The following is a 14,578-nucleotide window of genomic DNA, read 5'->3' as shown; positions in this document are numbered from 1 at the left end:
CGGTGGCCCCAGGCGCAGCGCGGCAGGTTCAGGCGACCTGCTGGTTGGTCGCCTGGCGGCGGGCGGTGACAGCATCGGCCAGATGGCTGAGTGCGGCGACCGTCGTGTCCCAATCTATGCAGCCATCAGTGATCGACTGGCCATAAACGAGGTCCTGGCCGGGCACGAGGTCCTGACGGCCGGCAACCAGGTTGGATTCGACCATGACGCCGATGATGCGGCGATCACCGCTGGCGACCTGCAGGCCGACATCGCGCAGCACTTCGGGCTGCTTTTCGGGCTTCTTGGACGAGTTGGCGTGACTGGAATCGATCATGATGGTCGCGGGCAGGCCGGATTTTCCGGCCTGCCCGGCGGCGAGCGCCACGCTGGCGGCGTCATAATTCGGGGCTTTGCCGCCACGGAGGATGATGTGGCAGTCCGGATTGCCGGTGGTGGTAGCGACGGCGGAGCGACCCGATTTAGTAACAGCGAGGAAGTGGTGGGGTTCGCGGCCGGAACTGACCGCGTCGAAGGCGATCTTGGTGTTGCCATCGGTGCCATTCTTGAACCCTACTGGGCAGGACAGGCCAGAGGCGAGTTCGCGATGGATCTGCGACTCGGTGGTGCGGGCGCCGATGGCCGCCCAGGACACAAGGTCAGCGATGTATTGCGGGGTGGTCAGGTCGAGGAATTCGCAGGCCGCCGGTAGGCCCAGATTGTTGATCTCGAGCAACAGGTTGCGGGCGGTGCGCAGGCCAGTATCGATGTCGAAGGAGCCATCAAGATTGGGATCGTTGATCAGACCCTTCCAGCCCACGGTGGTGCGGGGCTTTTCGAAGTAGACGCGCATGATCAGCTGCAGGCGATCGCCGAACTGGTCCCGCAGCGCCGCCAGCCTGCGCGCGTAGTCCATGGCGGCCAGAGGATCGTGGATGGAGCAGGGGCCAACGACAACGGCGAGGCGGTCGTCGCTGCCCTTGAGGATGTTGCTGAATTCGTGCCGGGCGCTCAGCACGGTACGGGTCGCGGCATCGGTGCGGGGATGCTGGCGCATCACGTCGATGGGGGTCGCGATCTCGGTGATGGCAGTGATGCGCAGGTCGTCAGTTGATTTGAGCAATTGTTGGTCCTCGGTAGGGGAAGGCGGCCAACAAAAAAGCCGCCTGTTGGGGGCGGCTGGCTTCGGGTTGACTGGATCGTGTCGGGATCAGTGCAAGCGCGCGGTAGCCTCCGCCGGGAGCGGATAGCTAAAATACCAAAACGAGAAGGTGGCGGCGCTGATCATGAACCGAAGCTTAGCGCGGGTTTCCAGAGGAGTCGAGGGCCTTGAGCTCAGTCTTATGGCTAAGGCTGCATCCCGGAGCTCTCACTCCACGCGGTTGAAATGGTCGTAGATCATCTGCGCCATTTGATCGGAGATTCCCGGCACTGCTGCCAAGTCCTGCAAGGAAGCCCGGCCCACCGCCTTGGCTGAACCGAAATGATTGAGCAGGGCCCGCTTGCGGGTGGGCCCGATACCCTCGATCTCGTCGAGGGGGTTCTTGACCACGTCCTTCTTGCGGCGGGCCCGGTGAGTACCGATGGCGAAGCGGTGGGCTTCGTCGCGCAGGCGCTGCACATAATACAGCACCGGATCGCGGTGAGGGAGCATGAAGGCATCCCGGCCTTCCATGAAGAATTTTTCGCGGCCGGCATCGCGCTCCTCGCCCTTGGCAATGCCGATAAAGGTCACGTCCTTGGGCAGGTTCAGCTTGGCGATGACCTCGCGCACCGCATTAAGCTGGCCGGCACCACCGTCAATGAATACGACATCGGGCCAATCGGGCATGCCGGTCGCTTCGTCCTCCGCGTCGTCGGGGCTTTCGGCGGCAAGCCGGCTGAAGCGGCGGGTGAGAACTTCGCGCATCATGCCGAAATCGTCGCCGGGGGTGATGTCGGTGGAGCGGATGTTGTAGGTACGGTAGTGCTTTTTGGAAAAGCCCTCTTCGCCCGCCACGATCATGGCGCCTACGGCATTGGTGCCCGAGATGTGGGAGTTGTCGTAGACCTCGATGCGGCGCGGCACTTCCTGGAGGCCAAAGATCTCGCCAACGCCTTCAAGCAAGGTGCGGTTGGTGGCGCCCTCCGCCAGTTGGCGACCAAGTGCCTCGCGGGCATTGTTGAGGGCGTGATTGACGAGGTCGCGTTTTTCGCCGCGCTGTGGCGTCTGCACGCGGACCCGGTAGTCGGCGCGAGAGGACAGGGCCTCTTCCATGAGTTGGGGTTCGCTGAGCTCGTGGCTCAGCAGCACCAGCTTGGGCGGCGTCCGTGACTCGTAGAACTGGCTGACAAAGGCTTCGAGCACCTCGGCATCGGACATGCTGGCGTCGGCGCGGGGGCGGAATGCGTGATTGCCCCAGTTCTGGAAGGCGCGGAAAAAGAACACCTGAACGCAGAACTGGCCACCTTCATGGTGGATGGCAAACACGTCGGCTTCCTCGACGCTCTTGGCGGTGGCATCGCCCTGCGACTGGATCAGCGCCAAAGCCGAGAGGCGATCGCGCAGCAATGCAGCCCGTTCGAAATCAAGCGCTTCGGCCGCCTCATTCATGTCCTTTTGCAGATGGTCGCGGACGCTTTGCGAGCGGCCGCTGAGGAATTCCTTGGCCTCGTGCACCAGCTCGCCATAGTCCTGGAGCGAAATCTCACGCGTGCACGGCCCGGAGCAGCGCTTGATCTGGTGCATGAGGCATGGGCGCGTCCGGGCGGCATAGAAGCTGTCCGAGCAGTTGCGCAGCAGAAACGCCTTCTGCAGGCTGGCGATGGTGCGATTGACCGCTGTAACGGAGGCGAAGGGGCCGAAATAGTGCCCCTGGCGCCGCCGGGTGCCGCGGTGCTTCATCAGCTCGGGCGCCTCGTGATCGGTGGCGATGAGGATATAGGGGAAGCTCTTGTCGTCGCGCAGCAGCACGTTGAACCGGGGCTTGAGCCGCTTGATGAGGTTGGCCTCAAGCAGCAGGGCCTCGCTCTCGGTTTCAGTGCGCACGAACTCCATGGAGCAGGTAGCCGCAACCATGCGCTGGATGCGCACGGGCAGGGCCTCAGGTCGGGTATAGTTAGAGACGCGTGCCTTGAGGCTGCGCGCCTTGCCGACATAGATCACCTCGCCGCTCGAATCGAGCATGCGGTAAACGCCAGGCGCGGCCGGGAGCGTGCGCACAAAGGCGCGAATTACATCAGGGCCGCAAGCCTGCGGTGCGCCGGTTCGGGTATCGTCGGTCATCTTCGTGGCGTAGCAGCGTTTCGGGGCAGAAATTGGAGATGCTCGCCACCATCGAGCAACAGCATCTGGCCGGTCATGGACGGGTTGTTGAGCAGGGTCAACACACCGTCGGCAATGCCCTGTGCGCCGGCATGCACCTGGAGCGGCAAATCCTCGATCTCCTGCTCGAAGTCCCGGGCGCTTTGGCTGGCATGGGGCATGACGGGGCCGGGGCCGATGGCGTTGACACGGATGGCCGGTGCAAAAGTTTGCGCCATGGTGCGGGTCGCGGTCCACAGCACGGATTTGGAGAGGGTGTAACTGAAATAAGCCGGCGAGGGGTGCAGCACGCGCTCATCGATGATGTTGACGATGTTGCCCGCCACTCCCTCGGGCAGTTGCGCCGCGAAATCGCGGGCGAGGAACACGGGCGCTTCCGCATGAATAGCGAAGTGGGTGTCCCACAGCGCTTCATCGACGTCCCAAGCGCTATCCGGCTCGAACACGGATGCATTGTTGACGAGCACGGTCACTGGCCCGAAGGCAGCGCTTGCCTCCATCACCAGCTTCGCGCGTTCGGCACGGACTGTTAGGTCCGCCTGCACGGCAATGGCCGAGCCAACGCGGTTAAGCTCGCGGCAGAGTTGCTCGGCTTTTTCCGCGCCGGTGCGATAGTGTACCACTACCTTGTAGTTCGCCTGCACCAGCGTGCGCGCTATGGCGGCGCCAATGCGATCGCTGGCGCCCGTCACCAGAGCGACAGGATGGGAGTGCGGCAGAACGGGGTGATTCGTCATCGGTGCGGGGCTAGGGGAGACGGGAAGGGACCATAGGCCGCTTCCACTGCCTGCTTCAACCTCCCAACAAGATGGTGAGCCGTCCTGATTTTGCAAGCTGTCGTGGCGGGCTGAATCGGCGCTGGCAGGTGGCGTGCAGGCACTGCTTGCGCTATGGCTCAGCCCGGCCGGCGCCGGCCGGTGGTGCTTTCATCCATGCGCGAGCCGTCTTCATGTCCGCTGTAATAGCCCAGTCCAAGCCTGACCAGATCGGCCGGGCGATGATGCTGACGCTGATCACCATTTCGGTGTTCGGGGTGCAGGATGCCATTTCCAAGGTGCTGGTGCAGAACTACTCGCCGTTCCAGACGACGATGCTGCGCTTCTGGGGCTTTGCTGCCTTCTCACTCGTGCTGGTACTGCGTCAGGCGCCGTTGAGGCAGGCGCTGTCGTCCAAGGTCCCGGGGTGGCAGCTGCTGCGCGGCACCTTGCTGATCGTGGAGATCTGGTTCTTTGCCCTGGCCCTGCGTACGGTGCCGCTCGCCGAACTGCAGGCTATATCGCTGGTTTACCCGCTGCTCGTAACCCTGTTTGCCATACCGATCCTGGGTGAAAAGGTCGGAGTGTTCCGATTGGTCGCGGTTGGCGTTGGTTTTGCGGGAGCGATGATCATTGTGCGCCCGGGCGGACTGCCGCTCGATTGGGGCGTGTTCCATGCCATGGCTTCGGCGTCGCTGTACTCGCTCTACATCGTCATCACTCGAAAGGTGAGCCGCCACGATACCCCGGCGACCAGCATGGCCTATGCCAGCTTTGTCGGGCTCGTGTTGTCGACCGTGGTCGGCGTGTTTTTCTGGCAGCCCATGGCCTGGCCTGATGTTGCGCTAATCCTCGTCATCATTGCAACGACCTGCATCGGGCATGGGCTGATGGTCCAGGCGCTGAGCCTTGCTCCTGCCAGCGTCTTGCAGCCGTTCAACTATTTTGCGCTGCCCTGGGCCATTGTGCTTTCGGTGCTTGTGTTCGGGCACATGATTGACTTCATCTCGCTGCTGGGCGCCGCCATCATTGTTGCCGCGGGCTTGGTGGTGATGGCGCGTGAAAGCTGGCGCAAGCGAACGGCAGTCGCGCCTATCTTGCCGGGCAAAGACTAAGGGCTGAGGAGAACAGATGATGATCTGGTTGATCGAGCTGGCGCTGGTATTGTTGCTGGTCGGCGGCGGCTTCAAGCTCCTGGCGCGCGGCAAAGGCACCGACAAGCGCGAAGCGCTGACGCTGCGGCGAGTAGAAGGCTATCTCGAGATCATACGGCGCGAACGCAGCAATCCGGCGCTGGCGGCGATGAGCGACAGCGAGTTGCGCGATCTGCTGCACTCCGGGGCGCGCAATCTGGGGATTGCCGTGAGCGCAAGGGCTGGACGCTGCTGGGTGTGGCGGCGGTAGCGCTGTTTTGCGCCATCGTTGCGGCGAGCCAGGACGGACTGCGCGGCTTTGCCATCGCCATCGTCGTCGGCGCGCTCGCCGTCTATGGTCTCAACGAGTTCCTGTCGCGACGCATGCGCGAGCCGCTGGAGCGGCATGGGATCGATGTGGAGCGCTTGCGAGTCGAGTAAAAGGAGCGCCGCCTAGGGGCGGCGCCCAGCCGGGCTAGCTGCCGGCGCAGAAGTAACCGTTGGGGCCGTTAAAGCAGAAGCTTGCGTCTGGCTCGGCTGGGTACACCCGATAGGGCCGATAGTCGTCATAGTGACGCGGCGGACGGGGCGGGTGCCAGCGGGGCGGCGGGGGAGGATTCCACCCGCGCGGGCGGTCCCAGCCACGATCATCCCAGCGAGGGCCCCGATCGCGGCCGCGTTCCAGGTAGCTGGCGGAAACCCACCCATCTGGACCGGGCTTGGTTACATAGCACCAGCTACCTCGGCAGTAATCGATATCCACCGGCTGACCGCGCTGCAGGCTGTCTACTGCGGCATAGCCGGTGCCAGGGCCCGAGCGCACATTCACATTGGCGCTGGCAAATGCGGGGGCTGCGGAAGCTGCTACCGTGGTTCCCAGCAGCGCCAAAGCAGCGAAACCGCTAGCCAAGAGCTTCTTGTTTAAGGCCATTGCTCCACTCCTCTTGTCGTCCGGCATCACCTGCCGATGGCGGCAGAGAACACCATTGCCGATGAACCCAAGCTGAATACCGCAGTCATCTTGGTAGCTTAGAGGGTCAGCAGCTCAACGAAGCGCTTAAGTGTGTTGGCCAGCTTCTTGCGCTGCTTGGGCTTGAGCTCACCGATCAGCGCTTCCTCGAGTTGGGCCCAGTGGTCGGCGAGATTGTTGCGGATCCGGATCCCACGCTCGGTCAAGGCGATCCCAACTGCCAGCTCCGGCCCGACCGCCTGCTGGCCGACAAGCTCGCGCTCGATCAACCGGCGCAGGCGAGGAGCCAGGCTGGCTTCGTCCAACCCTAGTTCGCTGGCAAGATCGCTTTCAAGCGTCGCTGCCCGTCCGAGAATAAAGAGCACGGCGTCATCCCCCGGCTCCAATCCGCGTTCCAGCAACGGAGTCAGCAAGGCTTTATGCGCCAACTGACCCGCTTCGATGAGCCGGTACAGCGTGGAACTGGATGTAGGTTTGGCCATGAGTGGGAAAATAGTCCGAACTCCTTGGATACGTCGAACAAGCAAGCATCCTATCGTTAATCGTGCAACGGCCAAGACGGCTTGTTGTTCGCTTGTACCGGATAGTTTATGCCGACACCCGAGCCTGCTGTGTGCGTTCGGAGCCCATGACCCAAGATCTCGCCCGCATTCGTGCCTTCGTGCAGGTGTTCGACGCCGGCGGCTTCTCTTCGGCAGCGCGAGAGCATGGACGCTCCAAGGCACTGCTGTCCAAATATGTCACTGATCTTGAGGATTACCTCGGCGTCCGGCTGATGAACCGGACCACCCGCAAGTTGAGCCTCACCGAAGCTGGCGAAGCTTATTACCGGGAAGCCAGCGCGCTGCTGCAACAGCTGGACGAGCTCGACGCAACCATCACCGACCAGACCGCTGAGCCCCGCGGGATGCTGCGCGTGTCGGCGCCGCGCAACTTCGGCGAAGATACGCTGGCTCCCGCGATCTTTTCCTATCTCCTCAAGTTCCCCAAGGTGACGCTCGATTTGCGGCTGGAGGACCGCTATGTCGACCTTGTTGACGAAGGCATCGACGTTGCACTGCGCATCTCAACTATGGCCGATAGCTCGCTGATCGCCCGCAAGATTGCTGACATGCATGTGGTGGTGGGCGCCGCTCCGGCGCTGCTCAAGAGCCACGGCACGCCACAACATCCCGAGGATCTGCGCAAGCTGCCCTGCATCGTTGACGTAAACCTGCAGGGGCAATCGAACTGGCGCTTCACCGAAGAGGGGCGGACCATATCGGTGCCAGTGACCGGGCCGCTGCGGGTCAACTCACCCTTGGCGGCGCGACGAGCGGCCACGATGGGCCTCGGCTTTGTCGTGCTGCCCTCTTACCTCGCAGACCCAGTGGTGGCCAAAGGGGAATTGACGCCCGTACTAACTGAATTTCTGCCCACCGGGCAAACACTGCAAGCCGTATACCCGCATCGCCGGCATTTGGCGGGTAAGGTGCGCGCCCTTATCGACCACTTGGTGGACTGGTTTGCGGTTCACCCCATTGCCTGATCTAATGAACGTGCCCACCATTCGCCGCACCGTCAAACGCCTTCTGGCCTCAGCCAGCCTGGTGCTGATCGGCGCAATACCGGTGGTCGCGCATCCCCATATTTTCATCGACGCCCAAGTCACCATTGTCTTTGATGGCAATGGCGCGGTGTCGGGTTTGCGCCACGGCTGGACCTTTGATGCCGCTTTCTCCAGCTGGGTGGTTCAGGGCCTCGACACCGATGGTGATGGAATTACCAGTCCTGAGGAGTTGCAGGAGCTTGCCGACGAGAACCTGGCTGGGCTCGCGGAATTCGGCTTTTACACCTTTGCCGGCGCGCAGGATGCGCCCATGGCCTGGGAGGCCGCGGGCGACCAGCGCATGGTTTATGCGGACGGAAAAACGACCCTCAGCTATTCCGTCCTGGCGGAAACCCCAGAGGAGGTCCGCGACGGATTTGAACTGGGCATCTATGATCCAGAATATTACGTCGCGATCACCGTCCCCGATGCCGGCAGTGTGCACCTGGAGAACGCTCCAGCCGGTTGTAGTGCCGTGGTGGAGCCGCCTCGGCCGATGGATCGGGCAGTCGAGGAGCGCCTCTATGCCCTCGGGCCCGATGTGCTCGAACTGCCACCGGATCTCGCGGCCGCGATGCGCGGCACGCAAGGGTTGATCCGGATCACCTGCCCAGCAGGTGACACGGGGGGTGAGCCCGCCAATGCTGCCGAAGCGGCTGAGGCCATGGCGCAGGCCCGGCCGGCGACGCCATTTGGAGGCCCACCCGCAGAGCCGAGCTTGTCGCTGCCGCGGTCCGGCTTTTTCGGCTGGCTGCAGCAGCAGCAAAGGAACTTCTACCAAGCGATGACGGCCTCGCTTGATGCCGTGCGCAGCGACTGGACGGCATTCTGGCTGCTGGGTGGTCTCAGTTTCCTTTATGGAGTGTTTCATGCAGCCGGGCCGGGGCATGGCAAGGTGGTGATTTCATCCTATATGCTGGCCAACGAGACCCAGCTGCGCCGCGGCATCCGTTTGAGCGTGGTTTCGGCAATGCTGCAATCCGTTGTCGCCGTCGCATTGGTGCTCGTGGCTGCCGGTGCGCTGGGGATGACGAGCCTCGCCATGGGCAATGCCGCCAACTGGATCGGCATCGGCTCCTATGCGCTGATTGCCCTGCTGGGCTTGTGGTTGGTGTTGCGCAAGCTGCTGGGCTGGGGGCACGATCACGATCACGATCACGATCACGATCAGGATCATCATCATGATCATGCGCACGAGCGCGGGCATGCACACGCGCCTAGCAATGTTGCTCACAGGCACGCGCATATCGTAGCGCCGCAGGCAACGAGCGGTGGCTGGCGTGAACAGCTTGCCGTGGTGCTGGCGGTAGGGTTGCGGCCCTGTTCGGGGGCGCTGGTGGTGATGGTGTTTGCCCTATCGCAAGGCGTGCTGGCGGCCGGCATAGCGGCTGTGTTCCTGATGGGGCTGGGTACGGCGATCACGGTTGCGGCATTGGCCAGCGTCGCGGTAGGCGCAAAAGGCCTCGCCAGACGCCTCGGGGGTGCTGAGAATCCCGTTACTGTGAGTATTGTGTGGTGGGCCGAGCTGCTCGGCGCCTTTGCGGTGCTGGGATTTGGGGTGGTTTTGTTGCTGGCGAGCCTTTAGCGCGACCCATCGCCGCCTTGCGCGCGCGGCAGGAAGAACTATGGTGCGCCAGCCTAGAATCCTTCCAAACTGGCTGACATGTCCGATCACCTGCCGCCCAACCATCCGCCTGTGCCAGAGCAAAAGATCGGCGTCCTGCTGCTCAATCTCGGCACGCCCGACGCGACCGATTACTGGAGCGTACGGCGCTATCTCAAGGAATTCTTGAGCGATCCGCGGGTGATCGAGACGCCGAAGTGGTTGTGGTGGCCGATCCTCAACCTCGTGATCCTCTCATTTCGGCCGCAGAAAAGCGGGCATGCCTATGCCCAGATCTGGGACCAGCGCACCAATGAAAGCCCGCTGCGGGTGATCACGCGCAACCAGACCGAGGCGCTGGCCGACCGGATGTCGGGCGAGGGCGTGGTGGTGGATTATGCCATGCGCTATGGCAATCCTTCCACCAAGAGCGTGCTCGAAAAGCTGCAGGCGCAGGGCTGCACCAAGATCTTGCTGGTGCCGCTGTATCCGCAATATTCGGCGACCACCACGGCGACCGCCAATGACAAGGCGTTCGATGCGCTGGGCGAGATGCGCTGGCAGCCGGCCGTGCGCACGGCTCCGGCCTATTTCGAAGACGCTAAGTATATTGAAACATTGGGAAATTCGATCCGCGACGGCGTTGCCGCCTTGCCGTTCGAGCCGGACCTGGTGATCACCTCCTACCACGGCATGCCGGTGGAGTACCTGGAGCGCGGCGACCCCTATCACTGCCAGTGCTACAAGACGACGCGGCTGGTGCGCGAATATCTGGGTTGGCCCAAAGAAAAGCTGATGGTCACCTTCCAAAGCCGGTTCGGGCCGACCAAGTGGCTCGAGCCCTATACGGATGTGACTTTAGCGGCGCTGCCGGGCAAGGGGATTAAAAAAATCGCCATCCTCGCGCCGGCGTTTTCCGCGGACTGCATCGAAACGCTGGAAGAAATCAGCATGCAGGGGCGCGAAACCTTCATGGAGGCGGGGGGCGAGGAATTTGCCTATATCCCGTGCCTTAATGACTCGCCGGGTGGCATGGACATGATCGAGGCCATGGTGCGACGGGAGCTGGCTGGATGGCTGTAGGGGCCTGAGCCTGGGGGCGGGGGCTCTCGTCCCCCTCCCTTGATCAGCCAGTCGAGCATAGCTCTCCTGGCCTTCTCTGCTCTGATCGCGCCACTGGCGCGATCAGCCCGTCGGGACGCTTCGAAGCCCCACATGGGGGAGGGTGTCGACTGGGTGGCCAGTGCCAAGTTAAACCTGGAACCAGACCCCTACGATTAAAGATCCACCTTGGCGTTGTCGCCAAAGCTGGGCTTGGCGCCGGTGACGGCGGCGGTCAGCATTTTGGCGGTGGCGACCAGCTGGTTGGGGCTGTCCCAGAGCTCGGCGCCGTCGGGGCGCACGGTCAGCAGGCGGATATCGGGATCGTTCTCGTCGTCCCACCAGGCCTTGTCCATGTCGCTCCAGAGGTCCTTGATCTTGGCGCGATCATTGCTGAGCGAGGCAAGGCCATTCATCGCCACATATTTGTGGCCGGAGTTATCGGCAAAGGCGCAGGACACCTGCGGATATTGCTCGATCTCGATATTCTTGTGCCCATTGGCATCCACGAGGAAATACACGGCATGCTCGTCGCGGAACACGCGCGCCGACAGGGGCCGCGAGCGCTGTTCGGTGCCGTTCCAGGTGGTGAACATGCAAAAATCGATCTTTTTCATCAGATCCCAGATGCGATCTTCAACTTCGTCCGGGGTTTTGTCGGTGTGCTGCTGGTCGTTGGCCATATTTGGCTCCCTTGTTGCGTTGCCAACCGAACGGGGCGGAGGGGGCTTGGGTTGCAGGCAAGCGGGGACGCCGCCCGGCCGGACGCCGCGCGGGATTTTGGGAGCGGGGCAGGCACGGCACGGTGCGGCTTTCGCCTCATCGGGGTGGTCAAAAGAGTGAGGCCAAAACCGCACTGCACGCGTGGATTTTTGGACCGTAGCGCCTCGAGCGGCTTCCCCGGAGGGAGGGGTTTGCCGGCCCGCCGCTCCCGATCTTTTGGGGGCAAACGGGCCAGGAACCGGCCGGTAGTCGGCACAACCACGGCTGTCCGGGCGACCCCGCACAGTCCACACATCCCGCCCGGCGCTTCGTCGGCGCCGCGTGTTTTCGGCGGGAATGGCGGCACTATCGCATGGCGCGGCAGGGGCGGGGATAAGTGAACGGCCGGGGGCCCAAACTGAACGGGTTCTGAACGCGTTGTGAACGGCTTTCGCCGCGCCCTGAACGACCCTTAAAATGCGAAAAATCAGGGGTCGAGGCGCCAGCGCGGCGCGTCCTCGCCTTCGCCCCGGCAATAGAGAGCCGCAAACGCCTCGAGCGCCGTCTCCGCTTCCGCCAGTTTTTCGAGCAGCGCCGCCCGGGTGTGCGGCGCGCAGGGCTGCAGCAGGGGGAGGGCGCGGCCAAAGCCGTCGCGCGACGTGGTGCGCCTGGTTTCCCGGATCAGCTCGGCCGCGAGGGCTTTTTCCACCGGGGCGGCGGGCTGGTCGGGTTCACCCAGGGTTTTGAGCCGCGCGACGAAGTTGTGCAGGCGCGGGCGCACGGCCTCGTAGCGGGCGAGATTGGCAAAGGGGATGGTTTTGTCTGAAATGGGCATGGGCGGCTCCGGGGGTGATGGAGCCGCGAGTTTGGCGGAGGGGCAGGGGGCGGGGATAAGAGCACCCCGCAAGATCTTCGGTTCGGCGGCTTGTAGCGGCGCCACTTGATCGCTGTGCCTCTCGCAGCTTTATCGTTAGCTGACCGCGGTCAAGCCTTGGGGGCGAGTGACAAAAGTATGAGTATCCTCGCTATCAACAACCTAACTCTCTGAGGCGGCTGGGCTACAAGGTGCGTCCGCTTTTAAACTTGTTGTCCCACTTCTTTTGCGTACTCTTCATGCCAGAACCAGCGTACTGTTGCATGAAGGGTGTGAAAGCCGAGCTTGCGGCGCCCTGCCAGATTTCAAAATACTGCGGTTCGCTACGATGCCAAACATCCCAGAGTTATTGAAGGAACTCAGCGAGACCAGGGCCTTCAATCGGATTCGCCGCATCTCGTTCCTTGGTATCGTGGATCAAATCAACCAACAGTTGAAAGGGGTCCGGCCAGCCTTCAGCAGAGCCGAACACTCGTTTGGTGTACTTGATCTTGGTCTGGCCGCAGCGAAGCACATAAACATGGATGAAGTGGAGTCCGCCTACTTGTTGGCGGCCTGCATGGTTCATGACCTAGGACATCCACCTTTTTCACATAGCTTGGAATATGCGTTCAAGAAGGGCCAAAGAACTATAAATCATCACGAGGTCCTAAGGGAGATATTGCTTCAACCTCGTGGTGCAGAGCGGCAGGTCGCCAGAATCCTACTAGATCACGGCATCTCACCAGAGCGGGTCTTCCGGATAGTGGACGGCGAGGACGATCTATCCTTTTTCTTTCTGTCTCCCATCAACATCGACACCTTGGATGGCATCAGCCGAAGTATGAGGTCGTTCGGTTTCTTCTCAACCTATGATGTGCATTCGCTCACTCAGGCCGTGGCCGACCTCTACGATGGCCAAAAAGTTGAAGATCACAAGTCGCTGGCGGACATGGACAAGTTTTGGGACCAGAAAAACTTGTTCTACAAGGTCTTATCTTCAGAAAACCCGCTGTCGCTGGCGGAGAGGCGCTTCCAACGAATAGTACGGAACCACTTGCCGCGACTTGAGAGAACTCACTTCCGGATGACTGATCAGGAGTTCGTCCACCGCTATCCACAAATAATGTACGAGTTTGGGGCCGAAACCGGGCCGGAAGCGATTGCAGGCGCACAAGAGTTCCGAATAAATCCTCGAGTAGGGAGTGTAGATCGAGAGACGGTCTACAAGCGATACATTCGGATTAGACATGAGATTAGAGCAGCTAAGGTCTACGCATCCTAATATCGTGAAAGCGAGGGAAACGTCACAACAAGTACTGCAGAGGCTTCGGCTTGAGATGCCTAGGGTGCAGGGGGTCAGTGTGGTGGCCAATGGTTCTCTTGCCCGTGGTGAGGTGACTTCCCAGTCTGATTTCGACGCCTATCCGCTCTACACCGCCGGGGCTAAAGCCCGTGCAGAAAAGCTGTTCGAGGACATTAAGCAGGTGGCGAACTTAAAGGAGTTCGCTGCTGAAGGCGCCTTTGGGTTTGCCATTCCGGCTTCCACTATGAAGAAGAAAATTGGTGGGCAGGGCGACGACAACCGGCGCTTTACCCGCAGAATGTTGCTGATCCTTGAATCCACGCCCATCGGAAATGATGATGTTTATCGAGACACTTTGTCCGGGGTAGTCGCTAGGTATATAAACGACGACATAACGGACAAGCAAATTGGTCGCTTTCTCCTGAACGACATCATTCGTTTCTATCGTCAGATGTGCGTCGACTTTGAATTCAAGACGGTGGAGCAGACTAAGCCGTGGGGGATTCGCTATACTAAGTTGATCTTCTCCAGAAAGTTGATTTATTTCTCTGGGCTTATGATGTGCGCGGAGCTTGCCGGGCTTCCAGCGTCGCAAAAGCGTTCATATCTTCTGGAGAAGATCAGGCTACCACCTATTGACCGTTTGCTCAGCATCCTTGGACCTACAATACTCCCGGCGCTGTCCGAGTATGACAGGTTCTTGGGTCTCTTGGACGACAGGACTTCCCGAGAGGATCTCTCGAAAGTAGAGATGCTAAGGGCGACCCATTCCCCTCTCTTCAAGGACGTTAAGGCAAGTGGGCACAGGTACTCGACGCATCTGGTCGAGGTTATTCGTGACAGGTATGACGTTACCCACCCCGTGCGGGAAGCTCTTATAGTGTAGACTTCAAGCATCGCGGAGAGATCACGCCTGGCCCCTCCTGTGGTCTGCACCGAGCACCAACCCCTCAAACAGCTCATACGGCACCGGGTCTGTGTATCTGAACTGCACCGTGTCCTTGTGGGCGCGGAAGGGGGCGAGGGCGGTTTCCAGCTCCGGGGGGAGGGGCGGGATCGGGTAAAGGCCGATATGATGCTTCCAGGCGCCCAGATAGAGATAGCGCTCGTTCCACCGGAACAGCGGCATGCCGTATTTGATCGATTCCGCCACATCAGGCGCGGCGCGGTGGATGATCGCGCGCAGGCGCTCGAGGATGGCGCACGCCTCGGGCGGCTGGGCGGCAAGGTAGAGATCGACGCTGGCGGGGACGGGTTGGGGCATAAACCTGGCTCCGGGTTCGG

The 14,578-nt window shown here is 61.5% G+C and carries 16 protein-coding genes; 8 read left to right on the top strand and 8 right to left on the bottom strand.

The genetic code is table 11. From position 1 onward, the window contains the following. Positions 1-28: 28 nt before the first annotated feature. The 3 genes from ELX51_RS11860 to ELX51_RS11850 form a co-directional block, all read right to left on the bottom strand. Complete coding sequence (locus ELX51_RS11860; protein WP_127753714.1) at positions 29-1,102, bottom strand: 3-deoxy-7-phosphoheptulonate synthase; 1,074 nt, start codon at positions 1,100-1,102, stop codon at positions 29-31. 246 nt (positions 1,103-1,348) lie between these two features. Then, positions 1,349-3,244: an excinuclease ABC subunit UvrC gene (uvrC, locus tag ELX51_RS11855; protein WP_127753713.1), complete on the bottom strand. Its 1,896-nt coding sequence runs from the start codon at positions 3,242-3,244 to the stop codon at positions 1,349-1,351. After that, the gene (locus ELX51_RS11850) at positions 3,241-4,020 is read right to left on the bottom strand and encodes an SDR family oxidoreductase (RefSeq protein ID WP_127753712.1); all 780 of its coding nucleotides are present in this window, start codon (positions 4,018-4,020) and stop codon (positions 3,241-3,243) included. The genes uvrC and ELX51_RS11850 overlap by 4 nt, the downstream gene beginning before the upstream one ends. A gap of 212 nt (positions 4,021-4,232) precedes the next feature. On the opposite strand from ELX51_RS11850, the gene ELX51_RS11845 reads away from it, so the two are divergent. From ELX51_RS11845 to ELX51_RS11835, 3 genes are read left to right on the top strand one after another with little or no spacing between them, the layout of a single operon-like run. After that, on the top strand, positions 4,233-5,153 hold the full coding sequence (locus ELX51_RS11845; RefSeq protein ID WP_164854850.1) for a DMT family transporter: 921 nt from the start codon (positions 4,233-4,235) through the stop codon (positions 5,151-5,153). Between the two features lie 16 nt (positions 5,154-5,169). Then, entirely contained in the window at positions 5,170-5,442 is a 273-nt protein-coding gene (locus ELX51_RS11840) for a hypothetical protein (RefSeq protein WP_127753710.1), read from the top strand. Continuing rightward, positions 5,430-5,612 (top strand): hypothetical protein, encoded by a 183-nt coding sequence (locus ELX51_RS11835; RefSeq protein ID WP_127753709.1) that lies wholly within the window; start codon positions 5,430-5,432, stop codon positions 5,610-5,612. The genes ELX51_RS11840 and ELX51_RS11835 overlap by 13 nt, the downstream gene beginning before the upstream one ends. 34 nt (positions 5,613-5,646) lie before the next feature. Here the strand turns inward: ELX51_RS11835 and ELX51_RS11830 are convergent, their stop codons facing one another. Together ELX51_RS11830 and ELX51_RS11825 are read right to left on the bottom strand one after the other, a co-directional pair. Next, positions 5,647-6,102 (bottom strand): SH3 domain-containing protein, encoded by a 456-nt coding sequence (locus tag ELX51_RS11830; protein ID WP_164854849.1) that lies wholly within the window; start codon positions 6,100-6,102, stop codon positions 5,647-5,649. A 98-nt stretch (positions 6,103-6,200) separates the two neighbouring features. Further along, positions 6,201-6,623 (bottom strand): MarR family winged helix-turn-helix transcriptional regulator, encoded by a 423-nt coding sequence (locus ELX51_RS11825; RefSeq protein ID WP_127753707.1) that lies wholly within the window; start codon positions 6,621-6,623, stop codon positions 6,201-6,203. Positions 6,624-6,769: 146 nt separating this feature from the next. Between ELX51_RS11825 and ELX51_RS11820 the strand changes: the two genes are divergently transcribed. The 3 genes from ELX51_RS11820 to hemH all read left to right on the top strand — a co-directional run bounded on the left by ELX51_RS11820 (position 6,770) and on the right by hemH (position 10,415). Further along, positions 6,770-7,669: a LysR family transcriptional regulator gene (locus tag ELX51_RS11820; RefSeq protein ID WP_127753706.1), complete on the top strand. Its 900-nt coding sequence runs from the start codon at positions 6,770-6,772 to the stop codon at positions 7,667-7,669. Further along, a complete protein-coding gene (locus tag ELX51_RS11815) occupies positions 7,662-9,314 on the top strand; it encodes a DUF1007 family protein (protein WP_127753705.1) in 1,653 nt (550 codons plus the stop codon). Before ELX51_RS11820 ends, ELX51_RS11815 begins: the two co-directional genes overlap by 8 nt. Before the next feature lie 78 nt (positions 9,315-9,392). Then, the gene (gene hemH, locus ELX51_RS11810) at positions 9,393-10,415 is read left to right on the top strand and encodes a ferrochelatase (protein WP_127753704.1); all 1,023 of its coding nucleotides are present in this window, start codon (positions 9,393-9,395) and stop codon (positions 10,413-10,415) included. Between the two features lie 194 nt (positions 10,416-10,609). Here hemH and ELX51_RS11805 read toward each other — a convergent pair whose 3' ends face one another. Together ELX51_RS11805 and ELX51_RS11800 are read right to left on the bottom strand one after the other, a co-directional pair. Then, on the bottom strand, positions 10,610-11,116 hold the full coding sequence (locus tag ELX51_RS11805; protein ID WP_127753703.1) for a pyridoxamine 5'-phosphate oxidase family protein: 507 nt from the start codon (positions 11,114-11,116) through the stop codon (positions 10,610-10,612). Between the two features lie 506 nt (positions 11,117-11,622). Beyond that, positions 11,623-11,970 (bottom strand): hypothetical protein, encoded by a 348-nt coding sequence (locus ELX51_RS11800; protein WP_127753702.1) that lies wholly within the window; start codon positions 11,968-11,970, stop codon positions 11,623-11,625. Between the two features lie 367 nt (positions 11,971-12,337). On the opposite strand from ELX51_RS11800, the gene ELX51_RS11795 reads away from it, so the two are divergent. Beyond that, positions 12,338-13,273 carry an HD domain-containing protein gene (locus ELX51_RS11795; protein ID WP_127753701.1) on the top strand — a complete coding sequence of 312 codons (936 nt, stop codon included), beginning with the start codon at positions 12,338-12,340 and terminating at the stop codon, positions 13,271-13,273. After that, entirely contained in the window at positions 13,239-14,180 is a 942-nt protein-coding gene (locus tag ELX51_RS11790; RefSeq protein WP_127753700.1) for a hypothetical protein, read from the top strand. Before ELX51_RS11795 ends, ELX51_RS11790 begins: the two co-directional genes overlap by 35 nt. 21 nt (positions 14,181-14,201) lie before the next feature. Here ELX51_RS11790 and ELX51_RS11785 read toward each other — a convergent pair whose 3' ends face one another. Continuing rightward, positions 14,202-14,558, bottom strand: a complete 357-nt coding sequence (locus ELX51_RS11785) for a DUF1801 domain-containing protein (RefSeq protein ID WP_127753699.1) — start codon at positions 14,556-14,558, stop codon at positions 14,202-14,204. Positions 14,559-14,578: the final 20 nt, after the last annotated feature.

The sequence above is a fragment of the Devosia sp. 1566 genome, from assembly GCF_004005995.1.
Taxonomy (GTDB): Bacteria; Pseudomonadota; Alphaproteobacteria; order Rhizobiales; family Devosiaceae; genus Devosia.
The sequence above is the reverse complement of the archived record's forward strand: the minus strand, read 5'-3'. Positions and strand labels throughout refer to the sequence as shown.

Excerpts from the sequence above, each read along its gene's own strand:
- ELX51_RS11830 (WP_164854849.1), bottom strand. The coding sequence starts at position 6,102 with ATGGCCTTAAACAAGAAGCTCTTGGCTAGCGGTTTCGCTGCTTTGGCG.
- ELX51_RS11800 (WP_127753702.1), bottom strand. The coding sequence starts at position 11,970 with ATGCCCATTTCAGACAAAACCATCCCCTTTGCCAATCTCGCCCGCTAC.
- ELX51_RS11840 (WP_127753710.1), top strand. The coding sequence starts at position 5,170 with ATGATGATCTGGTTGATCGAGCTGGCGCTGGTATTGTTGCTGGTCGGC.
- ELX51_RS11825 (WP_127753707.1), bottom strand. The coding sequence starts at position 6,623 with ATGGCCAAACCTACATCCAGTTCCACGCTGTACCGGCTCATCGAAGCG.
- ELX51_RS11795 (WP_127753701.1), top strand. The coding sequence starts at position 12,338 with ATGCCAAACATCCCAGAGTTATTGAAGGAACTCAGCGAGACCAGGGCC.
- ELX51_RS11805 (WP_127753703.1), bottom strand. The coding sequence starts at position 11,116 with ATGGCCAACGACCAGCAGCACACCGACAAAACCCCGGACGAAGTTGAA.
- ELX51_RS11785 (WP_127753699.1), bottom strand. The coding sequence starts at position 14,558 with ATGCCCCAACCCGTCCCCGCCAGCGTCGATCTCTACCTTGCCGCCCAG.
- ELX51_RS11850 (WP_127753712.1), bottom strand. The coding sequence starts at position 4,020 with ATGACGAATCACCCCGTTCTGCCGCACTCCCATCCTGTCGCTCTGGTG.
- hemH (WP_127753704.1), top strand. The coding sequence starts at position 9,393 with ATGTCCGATCACCTGCCGCCCAACCATCCGCCTGTGCCAGAGCAAAAG.
- uvrC (WP_127753713.1), bottom strand. The coding sequence starts at position 3,244 with ATGACCGACGATACCCGAACCGGCGCACCGCAGGCTTGCGGCCCTGAT.
- ELX51_RS11790 (WP_127753700.1), top strand. The coding sequence starts at position 13,239 with ATGAGATTAGAGCAGCTAAGGTCTACGCATCCTAATATCGTGAAAGCG.
- ELX51_RS11845 (WP_164854850.1), top strand. The coding sequence starts at position 4,233 with ATGTCCGCTGTAATAGCCCAGTCCAAGCCTGACCAGATCGGCCGGGCG.
- ELX51_RS11820 (WP_127753706.1), top strand. The coding sequence starts at position 6,770 with ATGACCCAAGATCTCGCCCGCATTCGTGCCTTCGTGCAGGTGTTCGAC.